At 63.4% G+C, this 17,154-nt stretch carries 15 protein-coding genes and 5 tRNA genes; 14 read left to right on the plus strand and 6 right to left on the minus strand.

What is annotated here, in order from left to right; all coding sequences use genetic code 11:
* The first annotated feature begins 113 nt into the window (after nt 1-113).
* From BN1124_RS01680 to BN1124_RS01700, 4 genes are all read left to right on the plus strand, one after another.
* Nucleotides 114-1,004: a DMT family transporter gene (locus BN1124_RS01680; RefSeq protein ID WP_042638972.1), complete on the plus strand. Its 891-nt coding sequence runs from the start codon at nt 114-116 to the stop codon at nt 1,002-1,004.
* Nucleotides 1,005-1,077: 73 nt separating this feature from the next.
* Nucleotides 1,078-2,256, plus strand: coding sequence for a formate-dependent phosphoribosylglycinamide formyltransferase (purT, locus tag BN1124_RS01685; protein WP_042638486.1), 1,179 nt, complete (start codon nt 1,078-1,080; stop codon nt 2,254-2,256).
* Nucleotides 2,257-2,362: 106 nt separating this feature from the next.
* Entirely contained in the window at nt 2,363-3,022 is a 660-nt protein-coding gene (hxpB, locus tag BN1124_RS01690; RefSeq protein ID WP_042638488.1) for a hexitol phosphatase HxpB, read from the plus strand.
* A 387-nt stretch (nt 3,023-3,409) separates the two neighbouring features.
* Nucleotides 3,410-3,613, plus strand: a complete 204-nt coding sequence (locus BN1124_RS01700) for a CPXCG motif-containing cysteine-rich protein (protein ID WP_033131947.1) — start codon at nt 3,410-3,412, stop codon at nt 3,611-3,613.
* 139 nt (nt 3,614-3,752) lie between these two features.
* On the opposite strand, the gene BN1124_RS01705 is transcribed toward BN1124_RS01700, so the two are convergent.
* On the minus strand, nt 3,753-4,364 hold the full coding sequence (locus BN1124_RS01705) for a riboflavin synthase (RefSeq protein ID WP_042638492.1): 612 nt from the start codon (nt 4,362-4,364) through the stop codon (nt 3,753-3,755).
* Between the two features lie 136 nt (nt 4,365-4,500).
* On the opposite strand from BN1124_RS01705, the gene BN1124_RS01710 reads away from it, so the two are divergent.
* From BN1124_RS01710 to BN1124_RS01740, 7 genes are all read left to right on the plus strand, one after another.
* Complete coding sequence (locus tag BN1124_RS01710; protein WP_033131949.1) at nt 4,501-4,707, plus strand: YaeP family protein; 207 nt, start codon at nt 4,501-4,503, stop codon at nt 4,705-4,707.
* A gap of 153 nt (nt 4,708-4,860) precedes the next feature.
* The gene (locus BN1124_RS01715) at nt 4,861-6,240 is read left to right on the plus strand and encodes an MATE family efflux transporter (protein ID WP_042638494.1); all 1,380 of its coding nucleotides are present in this window, start codon (nt 4,861-4,863) and stop codon (nt 6,238-6,240) included.
* 241 nt (nt 6,241-6,481) lie between these two features.
* Nucleotides 6,482-6,558: transfer RNA gene (locus tag BN1124_RS01720), tRNA-Val, on the plus strand.
* 11 nt (nt 6,559-6,569) lie between these two features.
* A tRNA-Val gene (locus BN1124_RS01725) sits at nt 6,570-6,646 on the plus strand.
* Nucleotides 6,647-6,665: 19 nt separating this feature from the next.
* A tRNA-Val gene (locus BN1124_RS01730) sits at nt 6,666-6,742 on the plus strand.
* A gap of 26 nt (nt 6,743-6,768) precedes the next feature.
* Nucleotides 6,769-6,845: transfer RNA gene (locus tag BN1124_RS01735), tRNA-Val, on the plus strand.
* A 35-nt stretch (nt 6,846-6,880) separates the two neighbouring features.
* Nucleotides 6,881-6,957, plus strand: a tRNA-Val gene (locus BN1124_RS01740).
* Between the two features lie 134 nt (nt 6,958-7,091).
* On the opposite strand, the gene BN1124_RS01745 is transcribed toward BN1124_RS01740, so the two are convergent.
* A complete protein-coding gene (locus BN1124_RS01745; RefSeq protein ID WP_042638495.1) occupies nt 7,092-9,494 on the minus strand; it encodes a DNA polymerase II in 2,403 nt (800 codons plus the stop codon).
* 188 nt (nt 9,495-9,682) lie between these two features.
* Between BN1124_RS01745 and BN1124_RS20450 the strand changes: the two genes are divergently transcribed.
* Both BN1124_RS20450 and BN1124_RS01755 read left to right on the plus strand, forming a co-directional pair.
* Entirely contained in the window at nt 9,683-10,579 is an 897-nt protein-coding gene (locus BN1124_RS20450; protein ID WP_048822922.1) for a hypothetical protein, read from the plus strand.
* A gap of 89 nt (nt 10,580-10,668) precedes the next feature.
* A complete protein-coding gene (locus BN1124_RS01755; protein WP_082041393.1) occupies nt 10,669-11,547 on the plus strand; it encodes a pirin family protein in 879 nt (292 codons plus the stop codon).
* Between the two features lie 91 nt (nt 11,548-11,638).
* Here the strand turns inward: BN1124_RS01755 and BN1124_RS01760 are convergent, their stop codons facing one another.
* The 4 genes from BN1124_RS01760 to BN1124_RS01775 all read right to left on the minus strand — a co-directional run bounded on the left by BN1124_RS01760 (nt 11,639) and on the right by BN1124_RS01775 (nt 16,075).
* Nucleotides 11,639-12,499, minus strand: a complete 861-nt coding sequence (locus tag BN1124_RS01760; RefSeq protein WP_042638499.1) for a PA4780 family RIO1-like protein kinase — start codon at nt 12,497-12,499, stop codon at nt 11,639-11,641.
* 219 nt (nt 12,500-12,718) lie between these two features.
* Entirely contained in the window at nt 12,719-13,714 is a 996-nt protein-coding gene (locus tag BN1124_RS01765) for an LpxL/LpxP family acyltransferase (RefSeq protein WP_042638501.1), read from the minus strand.
* A 152-nt stretch (nt 13,715-13,866) separates the two neighbouring features.
* On the minus strand, nt 13,867-14,856 hold the full coding sequence (gene lpxM / locus BN1124_RS01770; RefSeq protein ID WP_033131956.1) for a lauroyl-Kdo(2)-lipid IV(A) myristoyltransferase: 990 nt from the start codon (nt 14,854-14,856) through the stop codon (nt 13,867-13,869).
* Nucleotides 14,857-15,094: 238 nt separating this feature from the next.
* Nucleotides 15,095-16,075 carry a TDT family transporter gene (locus BN1124_RS01775; RefSeq protein ID WP_042638503.1) on the minus strand — a complete coding sequence of 327 codons (981 nt, stop codon included), beginning with the start codon at nt 16,073-16,075 and terminating at the stop codon, nt 15,095-15,097.
* A gap of 102 nt (nt 16,076-16,177) precedes the next feature.
* Here BN1124_RS01775 and BN1124_RS01780 point away from each other — a divergent pair, with 102 nt between their 5' ends.
* Nucleotides 16,178-17,068 (plus strand): LysR substrate-binding domain-containing protein, encoded by an 891-nt coding sequence (locus BN1124_RS01780; protein ID WP_042638505.1) that lies wholly within the window; start codon nt 16,178-16,180, stop codon nt 17,066-17,068.
* The last annotated feature ends 86 nt before the right edge of the window (nt 17,069-17,154 follow it).

Consider the following 17,154-nt stretch of genomic DNA (forward strand, 5'->3'; position numbering starts at 1 on the left):
TTTGATGACTGGGCATTTCTTCGCCAGAGGGCACTCGCCAAGCACCCTGCCCTTGGCAGAACAAACGATTGCCGTTATGATCCGCGGCACTTTTTTGCATGACCCCGGATCCCATGGAACCCTCCCGCAGGCACTCTCCCTTTGCCGGCGCCGTCTGGATGATGGTGGCAGGCCTCTGTTTCGCCGCCGTCAACAGCCTGAGCCAGTACGTCAGCTTCACCCTCGGCCTCCCCTCCACTCAGGTCGCCTTCCATCAGTACCTGGTCGCCCTGGTGTGCCTGCTGCCCTGGCTGATACGCCACGGCCTGCGTCAATCCCTGATGACCAATCAATTGCGCCTGCACCTGCTGCGGGTGCTGCTGGCGGTCATCGGCATCCAGTTCTGGCTCTGGGCGCTGGCGGTGCCCGTGCCCATCTGGCAGGGCATAGCGCTGTTGATGACCTCGCCCCTGTTCGCCACCCTGGGGTCGGCGTTGCTGCTCAAGGAGCGGGTGAGCCGGGCCCGGATCCTGGCGACCCTTGCCGGTTTCGTCGGTGCCATGCTGATCCTGGCCCCCTGGACCGATGACTTCAGCATGGCCTCCCTGCTGCCGGTGGCGGCGGCGCTGTTCTGGGCCGGTTACTCCCTGCTGGTGCGCTACCAGGCGGCGAGCGAGTCGTCCCACACCATAGTGGTCTACCTGCTCATCTTCAGCACCCCGTTCAACGCCATGCTGGCACTGCCCCAGTGGCAGTGGCCTGGCGAGACCCAGTGGCTGCTGCTGGCGGCCTCCGGCGTGCTGTCGGCCCTGGCGCAGATGTCCATCGCCCGCGCCTACAGCGTGGCCGAGGCGTCCTTTGTGCAGCCGTTCGATTTCGCCAAGCTGCCGATGAACGTGCTGGCAGGCTGGCTGGTGTTTGGCTGGGCGCCCCCCGGCCGATTGTGGCTCGGCGCCGCCATCATCATAGGCGCCATCACGCTGCTGACTCATCTCGAGCAGCGCGCTCATAAATCCGTTTCCTGAGGTACGCTATGCGTGCCTCTTTTTTTGTCCCTTCATTGGCCCTGATCCGGCCATCGACGTGAGGAGAGATCAGATGTTTGGAACCGCTACCCGCCCCGGCGCCACCCGTGCCCTGCTGCTCGGCTCGGGAGAGCTCGGCAAGGAAGTCGCCATCGAGCTGCAACGCCTCGGCATCGAGGTGATCGCCGCCGACCGTTACCCCAACGCCCCCGCCATGCAGGTGGCTCACGATGCCCAGGTGCTGGACATGCTCGATGGCGCGGCCCTGCGCGCCCTGGTGGAACGGGTCAAACCCGACCTCATCATCCCCGAGATCGAGGCCATCGCCACCGATACCCTGGCGGCGCTTGAACAAGAAGGGGTGAGAGTGGTGCCAAACGCCCGCGCCACCCAGCTCACCATGAACCGGGAGGGGATCCGTCGCCTCGCCGCCGAAGAGCTCGACTTGCCCACTTCCAGCTATCGCTTCGCCCAGAGCAAGGAAGAGTTCGTCGCCGCGGTGGCGGCCATCGGCCTGCCCTGCGTGATCAAACCCGTGATGAGCTCGTCCGGCAAGGGCCAGAGTCTGCTGCGCGACCTTGCCAAGCTGGACGATGCCTGGACCTATGCCCAGGAGGGGGGCCGCGCCGGCCGTGGCAAGGTGATCGTCGAGGGCTTCGTGCCCTTCGATTACGAGATCACCCTGCTCACGGTGCGGGCGGTGGATGGCATCCACTTCTGCAATCCCATCGGCCACCGTCAGGAAGACGGCGACTATCGCGAATCCTGGCAGCCCCAGGCCATGAGCGAGCTGGCCCTAGCCCGTGCCAAGGAAGTCGCCGCCAAGGTGGTCGAAGCCCTCGGCGGCCATGGCCTGTTCGGGGTCGAGCTGTTCGTGCAGGGTGACAACGTCTGGTTCAGCGAGGTCTCCCCCCGTCCCCACGACACCGGCATGGTGACCCTCATCTCTCAGGATCTCTCCGAGTTCGCCCTGCACGTGCGCGCCATCCTGGGGCTGCCCGTAGGCCAAATCACCCAATACGGGCCGAGCGCCTCCGCCGTGGTGCTGCGAGAGGGCCACAGCCAGGACATCCGCTATCGAGGCATTGGCGAGGCCCTGAGCCTGGTGCCGGGCGCCCAGCTGCGGTTGTTCGGCAAGCCCGAGATCGCCGGTCGCCGTCGGCTCGGGGTGGCCCTGGCCCGCGGTCAGGACTGCGACGAGGCGGTCGAGCGGGCCAAGGCGGTGGCCGCCAAGGTAGAGGTCATCTTTTAAGCGAACGCCGCTTCCCACATGATCCGGCGCAAGGGGCAGTGAAATGCCCCTTTTGCATTTGCCCGTCCGGCTTATAATCCCCGTTCAACCTTGTCAGGAGTAGATGATGTTAACTGCCGTGATCTTCGATATGGACGGTGTCCTGATCGATTCCGAACCCTTTTGGCAGCGCGCCCAGATCGCCGTGTTCTCCGAAGTTGGTCACTTCCACACAGAAGAAGACTGCAACTCCACCATAGGCGTGCGCATCGATCAGCTGGTAGCCCACTGGTATCGCATTCGTCCCTGGAGTGGCCCGACCCAGGAAGAGGTGGTGCAGCGCATCCTGGATCAGGTGATCGCCCTTATCTTGCAGGAAGGCCAACCCAAGGAGGGCGTGCTGGAGGCGCTGGCACTGATGGAGGCCCGTGGCCTCAAGATCGGGCTCGCCACCTCCTCGCCCTTTGCCATGGTCGACGCCGTGCTCGGCAAGCTCGGCATCCGGGATCGCTTCCTCGCGGTGCACTCTGCCGAGGTGGAGCGCTTCGGCAAGCCGCACCCGGATGTCTACATCCACGCCGCCGAGAAGCTCGGCGTCCTGCCGGTGCAGTGTCTGGCCATCGAGGACAGCTTCACCGGGCTGCTGGCGGCCAAGGCGGCCTCCATGCAGGCGCTGATAGTGCCGGATCCCGCCTTGGTCGGCGATCCCCGCCTCGCCATCGCCGATCATCAGCTCGGCTCCCTGGCCGAGCTGGACGACGCCATGCTGGCGCGCTGGATAGCCTGAGTCATCGAGAGGCGCTGATCGTTCCCATGTGCCCGACCTTGGTCGGAGACCCCCGCCTCGCCATCGCCGATCACGAGCTCGGCTCTCTGGCCGAGCTGGATGACGCCATGCTGGCGCGCTGGATAGCCTGAGCCGCCTGGCAACAGGGATCCCGGTTTTGAGCCCCGCCTGTGCGGGGCTTTTTATTTTCTTCGCCAATCAATGCGCTGGGATTGCGGTGCCCGGCCGGCGCCGGGATTGGAGACAACCCAATCCAGGATTGTCCGCTCCACGGGGATCCCCCCTATCGCTGCCCCTGCCCTAAACGTGCGCTCGCTCGCGGATGTGGCGCCCCTTGCCGACTAGAATCAGGGGAAAGAGGCGGCCAGTCGGCCCCAGGAGGTCACCATGATCGAATACACCAGCAAGCGCATCGTCTGCCCCCACTGCGGCCACCACACCCGGATCGAGCTCGACGCGAGCCAGGGGGACCAGGAGTTCTACGAGGACTGCATGGCCTGTTGCAACCCCATCCACCTGAGGCTGCACCGAGACGAGGTGCGCGACTGCCTGCAGCTGTTTGTGGATGCGGACGACGAGCAGCTGTTTTAACGGTGCCGGGTGCGTTTATTGCCCCCACCAGGCAGTGAGTTGCACTGCCTTACCTCGATTTAACGAGATGCATCATCTGTAGAATGTAAAAAAGGCCAGCAATCTGCTGGCCTTTTGGCATCGATAGAGAGATGTCGGCTTAACTGCGCGCCGCCAGCACCCGCTCGACGGTATCGACGATGGCCTGGGTCTGGGGATCGATCTCGATGTTGGTGTGCCAGCCGGCCTTGACCCAACCGAGGTTGGTGCGGGCCAGGGTCTCGGGGATGAGGTTGACGCAGAACTCGTTGCCGCGCACCTCGCCGACGGTCAGGCTGATGCCGTCGATACCGATATAGCCCTTGGTCAGCACGTACTTCATCAGTTCGGGGGCGAGGCGATACCAGACCTGGCGGTTGTCGGGGGTATCGATGACGGAGCTGACCTCCGCCATGCCCATGATGTGGCCTGACATGGCGTGACCGCCGATCTCGTCGCCAAAGCGGGCCGCCCGCTCCAGGTTCACCTTGTCACCCACCTTCAGCTGGCCGAGGTTGGTGAGGCGCAGGGTCTCCTGCATCAGATCGAAGCTGACCAGCTCCCCCTCAATCCGGGTGAGCGTCAGGCAGCAGCCGTTGTGAGCCACGGAGGCGCCGAGCGCCAGCCCTTCGCCCCAGGCCGGATCGGGCATGCGGATCACATGGGTGCGAAAGTGGGGGCGCTCGGTGAAGGCCACCAGTTCGGCGGTCCCCTGTACTATGCCGGTGAACATGTCTCGTCTCCTGCTGTGTCAAAAATCGCTGGCAGGTTAACCCCAGCCACAGGCCAAGACAAGCACGCCAGCTGACAAGGGCGAGCCCGATCGCTATAGTGGCGACCAGTGCACTTTGCCGATTGAGGATGAAATAATGCAGGTATATCAGTGTTGTGAGGCCATTCGTATCGCCTATAGCCAGATTGGCTCAGGGGAGCAGGGCTATGTGCCGCAGGCCATCGCCGCCACCATCAGGGCGCTCAACGCCGTGGCCAGCGACGAGCGGGTGCCAAGCGAGCTGCGCGAGCAGGCCGCCTATGCCGCCGCCAATCTGCTGATCAGCGACCACGAAGACGCCTGATCCCGCGCCAAAATGCGCCGCCACACCTTTCGTATTGGCCATTTTTCAGGCTAGAATGACACCCCCGCGTTTTGTCTCCTCCGGGACGAGGAGACAAAAGCCCCTCTCAATCATCCGTTCTTTCTCTTTTATCTGATCCATTCGGAGGTGTCAGTGCAACGTTATTGGTCCGAGGCGAAGCAACTCGTTCGCCTAGCCAGCCCCATTCTGGTGGCCCAGGTCGCCCAGGTCGCCATGAGCTTCGTCGATACCGTGATGGCGGGCCAGGTCAGTGCCGTGGATCTCGCGGCGGTATCGGTGGCCTCCAGCTTCTGGCTGCCGATCATCTTGCTGACCCAGGGCATCATCATGGCCCTCACCCCCATCGTCTCCCAGCTCAACGGGGCCCGCAAACGGGACGAGGTGCGCCCCGCCGTGCACCAGGGCTTCTGGCTGGCGCTGATGGTGATCCCCTTCGCCATGCTGGCGCTCTATTTCAGCCCTCTGGCGCTGCATCTGATGGACGTGGATCCGGTCATGGCCGCCAAGACCACCGGCTTCCTGCACGCCATCATGTGGGGTCTGCCCGCCTTCGTGCTGTTCCAGGTGCTGCGCAACTTCAGTGAGGGGCTCTCCCACACCATGCCCACCATGGTGATCGGCTTCGTGGGGCTGGCGGTCAATATTCCCGCGAACTACGTCTTCATCCACGGTCACTTCGGCATGCCCAAGCTTGGCGGGGTCGGCTGCGGCGTGGCCACCGCCCTGGTGCTCTGGGCCATGCTGCTGGCGATGATCGTCTACGTGAAGTTCTCCTCCCACTTCAAGGCCATCAACCTGTTCGCCCAGCTCGCCCGCCCCGACTTCAGCCGGATCTCGCGCCTGTTCCGGCTCGGCTTTCCCATCGCCATGGCCATCTTCTGCGAGGTGACCCTGTTTACCGTGGTGGCGCTGATGTTGGCCCCGTTCGGTGCAGAGACGGTGGCGAGCCACCAGATAGCGCTGAACTTCTCCAGCCTGGTGTTCATGCTGCCGCTCTCCATCGGCGTGGGCGTGACCATCCGGGTTGGCCACAGCATAGGGGAAGGTCAACCGGCGAGCGCCCGCGTCGCCGCCCGCACCGGCCTGATGCTGGGCATGGCGGTCGCCGCCGGCACCGCCGCCCTCACCGTGCTGCTGCGCGAGCATATTGCGGGGATCTACACCGACGACATGCAGGTGATCACGCTGGCGGCCACCCTGCTGTTCTTCGCCGCCATCTACCAGATCTCCGATTCGGTACAGGTGGTCGCGGCCGCGGCACTGCGCGGCTACAAGGACACCAAGGCGATCTTCTACGTCACCATCGTCGCTTACTGGGGGCTGGGGCTGCCCACCGGCATGATCCTGGGGCTGACCGACTGGCTGGTGCCACGCATGGGCCCGCAGGGCTTCTGGGTGGGCTTCATCGTCGGCCTGACCGGCGCCGCCCTGATGCTGGGTGCCCGACTGCGCCTCATCTATGGCCGCTTCGCGAGTCCGGAGGCCTGCACCACCCTCTCCCGGGCCCAATAAAGGGGGCTTGCCGAGCCGCTCATGAGGGCGGCTCGCCTGCAAAATCAACAGGCTGCGCAAGAACTGGGCAAACAATCTCCTTTGTGCATGTCCCTTGTTGACAGCCTTGGGGGGCATGGGTAGTATGCCGACCACGCCAGCAATGCTGGCGTGGTTGAAGTGGGTTTATAGCTCAGTTGGTCAGAGCATTACCTTGGCATGGTGAATATTGTGTCGTTGGTTCGAATTCATTTCATAGAGTGGGTTTATAGCTCAGTTGGTTAGAGCACTACCTTGACATGGTAGGGGTCGTTGGTTCGAATCCAATTAAACCCACCACTTTTCGTGATGCGTCCTTAGCTCAGCTGGTTAGAGCACCACCTTGACATGGTGGGGGTCGGTGGTTCGAATCCACTAGGACGCACCATCACGAAAAACACTGTTATGCGTCCTTAGCTCAGCTGGTTAGAGCATCACCTTGACATGGTGGGGGTCGGTGGTTCGAATCCACTAGGACGCACCATAACAGTTTGAATAAATTGCAGATGTGGGTTTATAGCTCAGTTGGTTAGAGCACTACCTTGACATGGTAGGGGTCGTTGGTTCGAATCCAATTAAACCCACCACTCCCCTGCAAACACAAAGTCGCCTTGCGCACCCTGCGTCCTTAGCTCAGCTGGTTAGAGCATCACCTTGACATGGTGGGGGTCGGTGGTTCGAATCCACTAGGACGCACCAGATTAAAGAAGCCCGCTCATTGAGCGGGCTTTTTACATTTCAGCACCTTGCCAATCGGGAGCAGAGGCCAGGCCTGCCCCCGTCTGAGCTCGCCCTCCCGCTTCTTTTCCCTCCACGCCTTGCACGCCTTCGGACTAGAAGAGATCCAGCTGCTGGCCGCAGATCCGGTCGAACGACTCACCGATGAAGGGCAGGATGGCGTCGGCGATGGGCCGCAGCTGCTTGTCGATGTAGTGCTCGTAGTCGATGGCGCTGCGCCTGTATTCGAGCGGCTCGGGCCCCACTACCGTCATCAGGTAGGAGATGGTGCCCCTGTGCTGGTAGCGCTGGGGCCGGCCCCGGCGCAGGTTCTCCTCGTCCGCCAGACGCGCGGCCCGTACGTGGGGCGGCACATTCTTCTGATACTCCTCAAGCTTTTGCCGCAGCCGCTTGCGGTAGACCAGCAGTTCGTCGTGCTGACCGGCCCGGGTCTCATCCACCATGGTGCGCACATAGCCGCTGGGATCGGCGTCGTGAAACACCAGTTCATAGAGCCGGGTCTGGAACTGCTTGGCGAGGGTTGTCCAGTCGGTGCGCACCGTCTCCAGCCCCTTGAATACCAGGTGCTCCCCCTCGCCCTCTCCCACCAGACCGGCGTAGCGCTTCTTGCTGCCTTTCTCGAGGCCGCGGATGGTGGGCATCAGGAAGCGACGGTAGTGGGTCTCGTATTCGATCTCGAGGTAACAGGGCAGGTCGAACTCGCGCCTGATCAGGTTTATCCAGTTCTCGTTGATCATGGCAGCCAGCTTGCGGCCGATCTCGTCCGCCTCTTGCGGGCTGACCGCCCGGTTGAGGTGGACGAAGGTGGAGTCGGTGTCGCCGTAGATCACCTGATAGCCCTGCCCTTCGATCCACTCCCGGGTCTGCTGCATGATGCCGTGACCGCGCAATGTGATGGAGGAGGCAAGGCGCGGATCGTAGAAGCGGCAGCCGCCGGAGCCCAGCACCCCGTAGAAGGAGTTCATGATGATCTTGATGGCCTGGGAGAGCGCCTTGTTGCTGGCCGCCTTGGCCCTGTCTCGCGCCGCCCACAGGGTGGCGATGAGATCAGGCAAAAAGTGCCTGGTACGGGAGAACATGGCACCGCGAAAGCCAGGAATAGCCGTATTGGGCTGTTGCAAGCCTTCCACCAGCCCCATGGGGTCGATGCAGAAGGTGCGGATGATGCTGGGGTACAGGCTCTTGAAATCCAGCACCAGCACGTGATGATAAAGCCCAGGTTTGGAGTCCATGACATAGCCGCCCGGGCTCGCCAGGCCGCCATCGGCGGGCAGATTGGGGGCCACATAGCCGCCGCGATGCAGCCGTGGCAGATAGAGGTTGGTGAAGGCCGCCACCGAGCCACCGATCCGGTCCAGCTCCAGGCCGGTGAGGGAGGCGCGCTCGATGGCAAAGGCGATGAGGTGGCAATGGTCGAAGATCTCCCACACCAGCTTGCAGTCTTCCAGGTTGTAGCGGGCGAGCGCCTCCTTGTCGGAGTGGAACAACTCGGTGATCTTCTCCCCCCGGTTCGCCACGTCCTCGATGTCCTTGCCGCGACCGAGCAATTCACTTGCCACCGAATCCAGGCTGTAGCTGGCAAACTGCCAGGTGGCACTCTTGAGGGTATCGATGCCGTCCAGCACCATGCGCCCCGGGATGATGACGTTGCCGGTCTGGGGATCGTTGCGCGACGATCGCCAGAAGCAGAGCTCGCGGCCCCGCCCCAACCGCAGCCGCCGCTTGTTGAGCTCGGCCCGGCGCAGCAGCAGGCGAAAGTCGAAGTTCACCACGTTCCAGCCGATCACGAGATCGGGATCGTGGCGGCCAAACCAGGCCTCCAGCGCACCGAGCAGGGCGCTCTCATCCGCCACCCACTCAATGGTCGTCTCCCACGCCTCGGCGCCCGCTTCGGGGGCACCTATCATGATGACCCGCGCATCCTGCTCGCTATAGAGCCCCACCGAGAACAGGGCACCGTCCATGGCGCACTCCACGTCCAGGGACACCCAGGAGAGGCTCGGCGTCACCGCCTGGGGGGCGCAGCGCGCCTCGTTCACCTCCCAATGGCCCTGCTTGCCGCCCTTGCGCGACGCCTTGCCGCCAAAGCGTACCCCGGCGGTGATGAAACGCTCCATCAGGTAGCGCTCCGGCAGCCGGATGTCCGCCTCGAAGTGCTCGAGACCTCGGATCAGCAACAGCTCGATGGCGCGGTGAAAGGCGCTCAGGGTGGCGAAATAACAGCCCACCACGGCGCGCCCATCGAAGGTGTGCATGGGCAGGCGCCGAAACCGCCCGCTCACCCCGGCCCCCTTGAACAGCTCGGCCGCCTCCTCCATGTGGCTCTGTGGCAGGAAGAACACCGGCTCCTGCCCCGGCACTACCAGCCGCACCGGCCCCTGTTCGCTCCAGAGCCACATCACGATTTCCGTGCGCCCGCGCACGTCTCGCCCATGACGGGTCAGGATGAAGCCATCTACGGGTGGGCTGAGGGGGGATCGGGTCTGAGTCGCAGTCATGCAGGCTAGGGATTGGTTCTGGAATGGCACTATTGTACGTTCATACAGTGCCAGGCCGCAATTATCGCGAGGTGGCGGAGGTGGGAAGCGGCCGTTTTATCCGGCAAAGGCCTGCCATCGGGGCCGGGATTAGTGCATATTTACTTTATCATCAGTTCATTGCGTCATTTCAAGGTTGCGGAGTCCCCATGCGTATCGCCCTCTTTGTCCCCCTGCTGGCCCTCGGCCTCGCAGGCTGCAGCAACACCTCCTCCTCAGGCGGCAGTGTGGGGGTCGGCTCTGGTGGCTATTACGGCAGTCACTATGGCGCCTCTTACTGGTGGTATGACGACTATTACGGCTATTGGGATGACTACTACCCCTGGTGCTGCGATAACGAGGGGGATTTTGACGAGCTGATCAAGAAGTGGTGGAGCGGGCTCGATCCTGAGCGCCAACAGGAGATCAAGGACAAGTATCAGGATTGGCAGGAGAACAATGGCCAGCCTGATGTGGCCGCCCTGCGGGGCGAGCTGGCGGGCCGCTGGAATGCCATGACGCCGGAGCAGCAACAGGCACTGCGTGACAACCGGCAAAACAGACCCAGCGTCAGCAACCCGGACAAGGGCCCGCGCTCACCACTGGACTACAAGGGCGGCACTCTCCCCAGGGCCGATAACGGCATGCTGGCGCCAACGCCGCGGCCCAAGGTCGACAACGGCTTGCTGACACCCGGAGCACAGCCAAGGGTCGATAACGGCTTGCTGACACCCGGGGCACAGCCCAGGGAAGATAACGGCCTGCCGGCACCCGGGACACAACCCAGGGAAGATAACGGCCTGCCGGCACCCGGGGCACAACCCAGGGTCGACGGCGGCCTGCTGGTACCCTCTACCCTGCCCAGCAACAATACCGGCGCGCTGACCCCCTCTACTCTGCCCAAGACAAATAACGGCATGCTGACCCCCGGGACTCAACCCAGGGTGGATGCCCGACCGCATCTCCCCCGCTCCATGGCCGCCCCGGTGCGCACGCCCACCGTCAGACCGGCGATAAGGCCGAGCTTCACCCCCATGCGCAGCTTCGGTGGCGGCCGCCGCCGCTAGCCCTGATCCCTCGCGCTCACTGCCCTCGGCGAGCGCGAGGGATACACTATCCTGATGCAGCAAGATCAACGCCCAGCAAGGAGCAGAAGATGAAACCACAGTGGCAACGCATTGCCTCCCGCCTCACCGACGTGGGCGGGATCCCGGTGGCTCGCGCCATTCCGGTCAAGGAGCGGCGCACCATAGGTCCCTGGTGCTTCCTCGATCACATAGGGCCGACCCGCTTTGCGCCGGGCGCGGCGGGCTTGGACGTGGGGCCTCATCCCCACATCGGCCTGCAGACCTTCACCTGGATGCTGGAAGGCGAAATATTGCACCGCGACAGTCTGGGGCATGAGCAGGTGATCCGCCCCGGTCAGGTCAATCTGATGACCGCCGGGCGCGGCATAGCCCACACCGAGGAGTCACTGGCGGGCCATCCCGACCTGCACGCTGCCCAGCTCTGGATAGCGCTGCCAGAGGGCGAGCAGGAGACCCAACCCCGTTTCGATCACTACCCCGCATTACCCCGCTGGCAGGAGGCGGAGATCAGCTTCACGCTGCTGATCGGCGACTATCAGGGGTGCAGTGCCCCTACCCTGCGCTTCTCCCCCATCCTGGGGCTGGATCTGCACGCCAGCGAGACGCAGCGGGTGCGGCTGTCCCTCGACCCGGCCTTCGAGCACGGCTTGTTCGCCCTGCAGGGGCAGGTGAGCATTGCCAAAGAACTTCTCGCCGCCGAACAGCTGCTCTACCTGCCGCCGGGAGAGCAGAGCCTGGAGGTCGAGCTGACGAAGGGCGCCCGCTTGCTGCTGATCGGTGGCGAGCCCCTGTCACAGCCGCTGCAGATCTGGTGGAACTTCGTGAGCTTTGACAGAGACGCTATTCGCACCGCCGCCCTGGATTGGGAGAGCGGCCATCCGCGCTTCGGTGAGGTGACAGGTTACCCCGGCCCCCGTCTTATCGCCCCGCCCCTGGCCGGGCTGTGAAGACCGCCCGATCCAAATAAAAAGAGAGCGCCGATGGCGCTCTCTTTTTGGCGGTAAACGAATCGGCGGCGATAAGCCACTCGGGCTGCGATCAGAACTCTTCTTCCTGCTCGGCCTTCATGCGGGCCCGACGCTCCATCGCCTCCTCTTCCGCGCTCTCGATCTCGTGCAGCACGGCATCGATGTCGATGGCCTCGGTGCTCTCCTCGAACAGGCCGGTCAGCTCGGATTCCGGGGTGAGCTTGCCGTCTTCGAACAGCGCCCACATCTCCTTGGCGTAGCGGGTCTTGAGCAGCTCGGGGGCATACATGCCGTAGTAGTTGCGCATGTTGTTGACGTCCCGCTCCAGCATCGCCTTGGCCTGATTGTTGGCGGCGGCATCCACCACTTGGGGCAGATCGATGATGACGGGGCCCTGTTGGTCCACCAGCACGTTGAACTCGGAGAGATCCCCGTGGATGAGGCCGGCGCAGAGCATGCGCACCACGTAACGGATCACCTTGGCATGATCGGCCAGGGCCTGCTCGGGGGAGAGTGCCACGTCGTTGAGGCGAGGCGCTACGTTGCCCTCCTCGTCGGTGATAAGCTCCATCAACAGCACGCCATCGAGGCAGACATAGGGTTGCGGCACCCGCACACCGGCGGCGGCCAGCTTGAACAGGGCATCCACCTCTGTGTTCTGCCACACCTCTTCGTGTTGCTTGCGACCGTACTTGGAGCCTTTCTCCATGGCGCGGGCGCTGCGGCTGTTGCGCACCTTGCGCCCTTCCTGATAGACCACGGCCTGTTTGAAGCTGCGTTTGGCCGCCTCTTTATAGACTTTGGCGCAGCGGATCTCGTCGCCGCAGCGCACCACATAGACGTCGGCTTCTTTGCCGCTCATCAGCCGGCTGATGACATCGTCGACCAGGCCGTCATCAACCAGAGGTTGGATTCGATTTGGAATTTTCATGACCGCCCTTTTACCTTATTTGCACCTTGTTTGCACCTTGTTTGCACCTTGTTTGCGTAGGACAAAAGCGTCCTCCACCGGCCTGTTTTACTCTCTTTGCGCCCTGTCACACCAGTATCCCCTGCAAGCCCCGGCCCAACTCGGCAGGACGGCGCAAAAACAGGGAACAAACGAGGCTTTCTTATGCCCGTCGCCATCAGGGCCAGACGGGCCGCCGGTTCATGGTTCGGGTGGCAGCCCCTGACGGATGCGCCTTATCCCTTCCTCATAGAGGCCGTCCTCCCCTTGCTGATCTTCCTGGGTCTCGAAGATCTTGAGGAACCACATGTACTGCTCCGGGAAGCGGCCGAGCTGGCGCTCCACCATGCGGTTCATGGCGTTGACGTCCGCCACCAGATCCGCCGTGGGATAGGGATCGAACGGCGGCTCCACCTCCAGCCGGTAGCAGTGTTCATCCTCGTCATAGCAGGCCAGGATGGGCACCGCTCTCGCGCCGGTCAGCTTCACCAGCTTGGGCAGGGCCGGCAGGGTCGCCTTGGGGTGGCCGAAGAAGGGCACGAAGATGCTCGCCTCCCGGCCATGATCCTGATCCGGCAGGTAGAAGAAGCTGTCGCCGCCGCGCAGGGCCTTGATGGCCGGCTTGATGCCCACGCTGCGCTCATAGACCCGACCACCCTTGCTGCGTTCCCGGTTGATATACCAGTCGAACACCGGATCCTTGGGGCTCTTCATCATGGTGCACAGGGGCACCCCCTCATCGGTCAGGTAGCGGCCAATGGTGTCCACCGCCCAGGTGTGGGGCACCACGAAGATCATCGGGCGCCCGGCCGCCAGCTCGGCGGCGATATGTTCCCAACCGCGCACCTTGATTCGCCCCTTGAGAAACGCCTTGCTGCGCCAGGTCAGCTCGCCAAAGCCCATGAAGGTCTTGAGGCCGGTGCGGATGGACTTGAGCAGCAAGGCCTCGCGCCCAGCCGCATCCAGGGCGGGGAAACAGATCTTGAGGTTGGTCTCGGCGATGTAGGCCTGCTTTTTGGAGAAGCGCAGCAGCAGCGGCGCCATGGCATCGGCCAGTCGGTCGCGATACCTGACCGGGATCCAGGCCAGCAGGGAGAGCAGTGCGAGGGCCAGCCAGCTACCCCACCAGCGTGGGTTGAGCATACCGGGATGAAATGAGGTGTCGAACACCGGATCTTGTGCGGACATGGTCGCCATCGAATCGTCAAAACAAACCGTTATTTTAGTGATCCTGACATTTTTTTCTACCCTGAGGCCCCCGAGAGGCCGCGCCAAGTCACTGATCAGACTAGTTAGAAATAAAGAATGGCCCACTTGGGGCCATTTGCAACTCGGGGTTAAGCAGGGGTTCAGGGATGGGGCGAGAGCCCCTTGCGGATGCGGCGGATCCCCTCTTCGTAGAGGCCGTCTTCCCCCTCCTGATCCTCGCGGGTATCGAAGATCTTGAGGAACCACATGTACTGGCCAGGGTGGCGCGTCAGCTGCTGCTGCACGCAATCGTTCATGCGGCAGGTGTCCGCCAGCAGATCCTCGCTCGGGTAGTCGGCGAAGGGGGCCTCTATCTCCAGCCGGTAGCAGTGGGCCGCCTCGTCATAGCAGGCCAGCACGGGCACTGCCTTGGCACGAGTCAGCTTCACCAGCCGGGGCAAGGCCGGCAGGGTCGCCTTGGGATGATTGAAGAAGGGGGCGAAGATGCTCGCCTCGCGGCCGTGATCCTGATCCGGCAGGTAGAAGAAACTCAGCCCGGACTTGACCGCCTTGATCACCGGCTTGATGCCGGCACTGCGCTCATAGACGCGGCAGCCGTTCTTGGCCCGCTCGCGGTTGATGTGCCAGTCGAACACCGGGTTGCGGGCGCTCTTCATCATGGTGCACATGGGCACCCCCTGCTGAGAGAAGTAGTAACCGGCCGCATCGATGGGCCAACTGTGGGGCACCACCAGGATCACCGGCCGACCGGCGGCCTGCTCGGCTTCGATGTGTTCCCAGCCGCTGACCGCAATGCGCTTCATCAGGTAGTCGGGGCTGCGCCAGGTGAACTCGCCAAAGCCGAGCAGGCTCTTGAGGCCGACCCGGATGGAGGTCATCAGGATGGCGTCGCGCTCCGCCTCGCTCTGCTCCTTGAAACAGATGGCGAGGTTGGTGCGGGCGATATAGACCTGCTTCTTGGAGATCTTCAGCACCAGGGGCGCCAGCAGGTCGGCCAGCTTGTCACGCCAGCGCGGCGGCACGAAGGCGAGCACACCGAGGGCGCCGAGGGCGAACCAGCTCAACCAGTAGCGCGGGTGCAACAAACGGGGCTGAAAAGAGGAGTCAAACACGGGATCTTGAGAGGACATGAATACGATTGAACGGTGGCAGTGGGCAATTGCGGCCATCCTGACAGGTAATACCAGTGAAAACCACCTTAATATCGCCTTAATGAGCGAGTATTTGAGCCGACTCTCACCTTGACAGGGGCACCGTCGGTCAGCGCTTGTCATGAGGGAGTATTTTCCCGCCAGGTCCCGATTTGACGGGGCTTTCATGCAAGACACCCCGCCAGGCGGGGTGTCTTGTTCATGGCTTGTGACCGGGTTAACGATGCAGCGGCTGACTCAGCACGTCCCGCTGGCTCAGCGGCAGGAAGAACATCAGGTAACGCAGCGCCACATAGCCGACGATCAGGGTGGCCGCACCGAGCTCGAGGTGAGCCAGCAGATTGATCTGCTGTGCGTAGTGAGCCGCCTCTGGCCACTGCGCCAGCAGATGGCCGACCTTGAACAGGGCGGTGGCGCCGATCACCAGCGGGAAGGTGAAGGCGGCAAAGCCCGGGGAGAACGGCAGACGCAGCAGCTTGATGAAGGCCAGGTAGATGATGCCTGTCATCAGGATGGCGATCCCGAGCAGGGTGGCCACCAGCAGCAAGGAGGGCTCCTCGCTCACCGTCAGGTACCCGGCGAGAGACAGGCTGGCGGGCGCCGCCAGGATGGCGATGGTCGGCTTGGCCGCGTCCGGTACCTCGTGGCTGAAGATGAGGCGATAGAGCATCAGCGGCAGCATCAGGCCGTAGCAGATCATGCCAAACCAGAGCAGGCCCTCGGCCAGCCCGGCGAAGGGGCCACCCGGGTAGGCCACGTCGGCCACGATGATCCCGACCGGCGGCACGAACCAGCTCGGCACCATGTGGTGGAGCTCAAACTCTTTCGCCCTGTGCCAGATGAAGGTGGCGAGGAACACCAAGTGCAGTACCACGGCGAACAGCCAGAGTCCCTGACCGAGCGCCGGCACCAGCATGCCGACGGCCTTGGAGACCACCATGGTGGCCATGGCATAAGTGGGCACCACACTGCCGACCACGGGGTGAGCGAGATCCTGCCACAGCAGGCGCGGGTGCAACAGGAACTTGCAGGTGAGGATCAGGAGCAGCGCGGCGGCGATGGCGGCGCCCAGCAGTTGCAGACGACCATCGAACTGACCGGCGTTTTCCCAACACCAGCCGAGGCTGGCGATCCCGAGAGCCAGCCCGGCCATGGGGGTCGGGGCTGAGGCCAGGGAGCGGCGGGTGCGTGCGATCATGCTTGATACCCTCTTCTTGATGACGATGGGCATAGGATAAGGGGAGACTATCGTTTACGATATCTAAATGAATTGAATTAAGCGTTAAGGAAAACTAAACACATGAAGCTGACACTGCAGCAACTCAAGGTCTTCGCCACCATAGCCCGCCACGGCAACCTGGGCGGCGCGGCCAACGAACTCTTCCTGAGCAAGGGCGCCGTCTCCCAGTCGTTGCAGGAGCTGGAGCGCCAGCTCGCCACCCCGCTGTTCGACAGGGTGCACCCCAGGTTGCAACTCAACAACGAGGGGCGCCTGCTGCAACCGGCCGCCGAGGAGCTGCTGACCCGGATGCAGGAGATAGAGCAGCTGTTCAGCCCGGATGCCGAGCCAAGCGGCCAGCTGCGGCTCGGCGCCAGCCAGACCATAGGCAACTATCTGTTGCCCAGCCTGCTGGCCGACAGCGCTCATGAGCTGGGGCTGCCGCCCAGAGTGACCATCGCCAACACCCACCTGCTGTGCCACGCCCTCGCCCACTTCGAGCTGGATCTGGCGCTGATCGAGGGGGAGAACCACCACCCGGATCTGCTGAGCGAGCCCTGGCTCGAGGACGAGATGCTGATCATAGCGCCGCCCCATCACCCTCTGGCCGATCGGCTCGAGCTGCCCCTGAGCCAGCTGGCCGGTGAGACCTGGGTGCTGCGCGAGCCCCAATCCGGCAGCCGCGAGCAGTTCGAGCAGCAGCTCCAGCCCAAATTGACGCGCTGGCGGGCAGGGCTCGAGTTCAATACCCTGGAGGCGGCGATGCTGGCTGTGGAGCACGGTCTGGGCCTCTCCTTCGTCTCCCGTCTCGCGGTCTCGGATAGGCTCGCGAGCGGTCGACTGGTCGCCCTCACCCTCAACCGCCGCTTCCCCCGTCAGCTCTCCCTCGTCTGGCACAAGCAGAAGTACCACTCCGCCGCTCTGCGCCATTTCCTGGCCTTCTGCCGCAAACAGAGCCTGCCTGACGCCTGAGCGCATCGCCCGCCCTGGCCAGATGCCGGATAACACAGAGGGCACCGTGGCGCCCTCTGTTGATCAAGCTGATGCCTACCGAGGTG

Source organism: Aeromonas eucrenophila (genome assembly GCF_000819865.1).
GTDB lineage: Bacteria > Pseudomonadota > Gammaproteobacteria > Enterobacterales > Aeromonadaceae > Aeromonas > Aeromonas eucrenophila.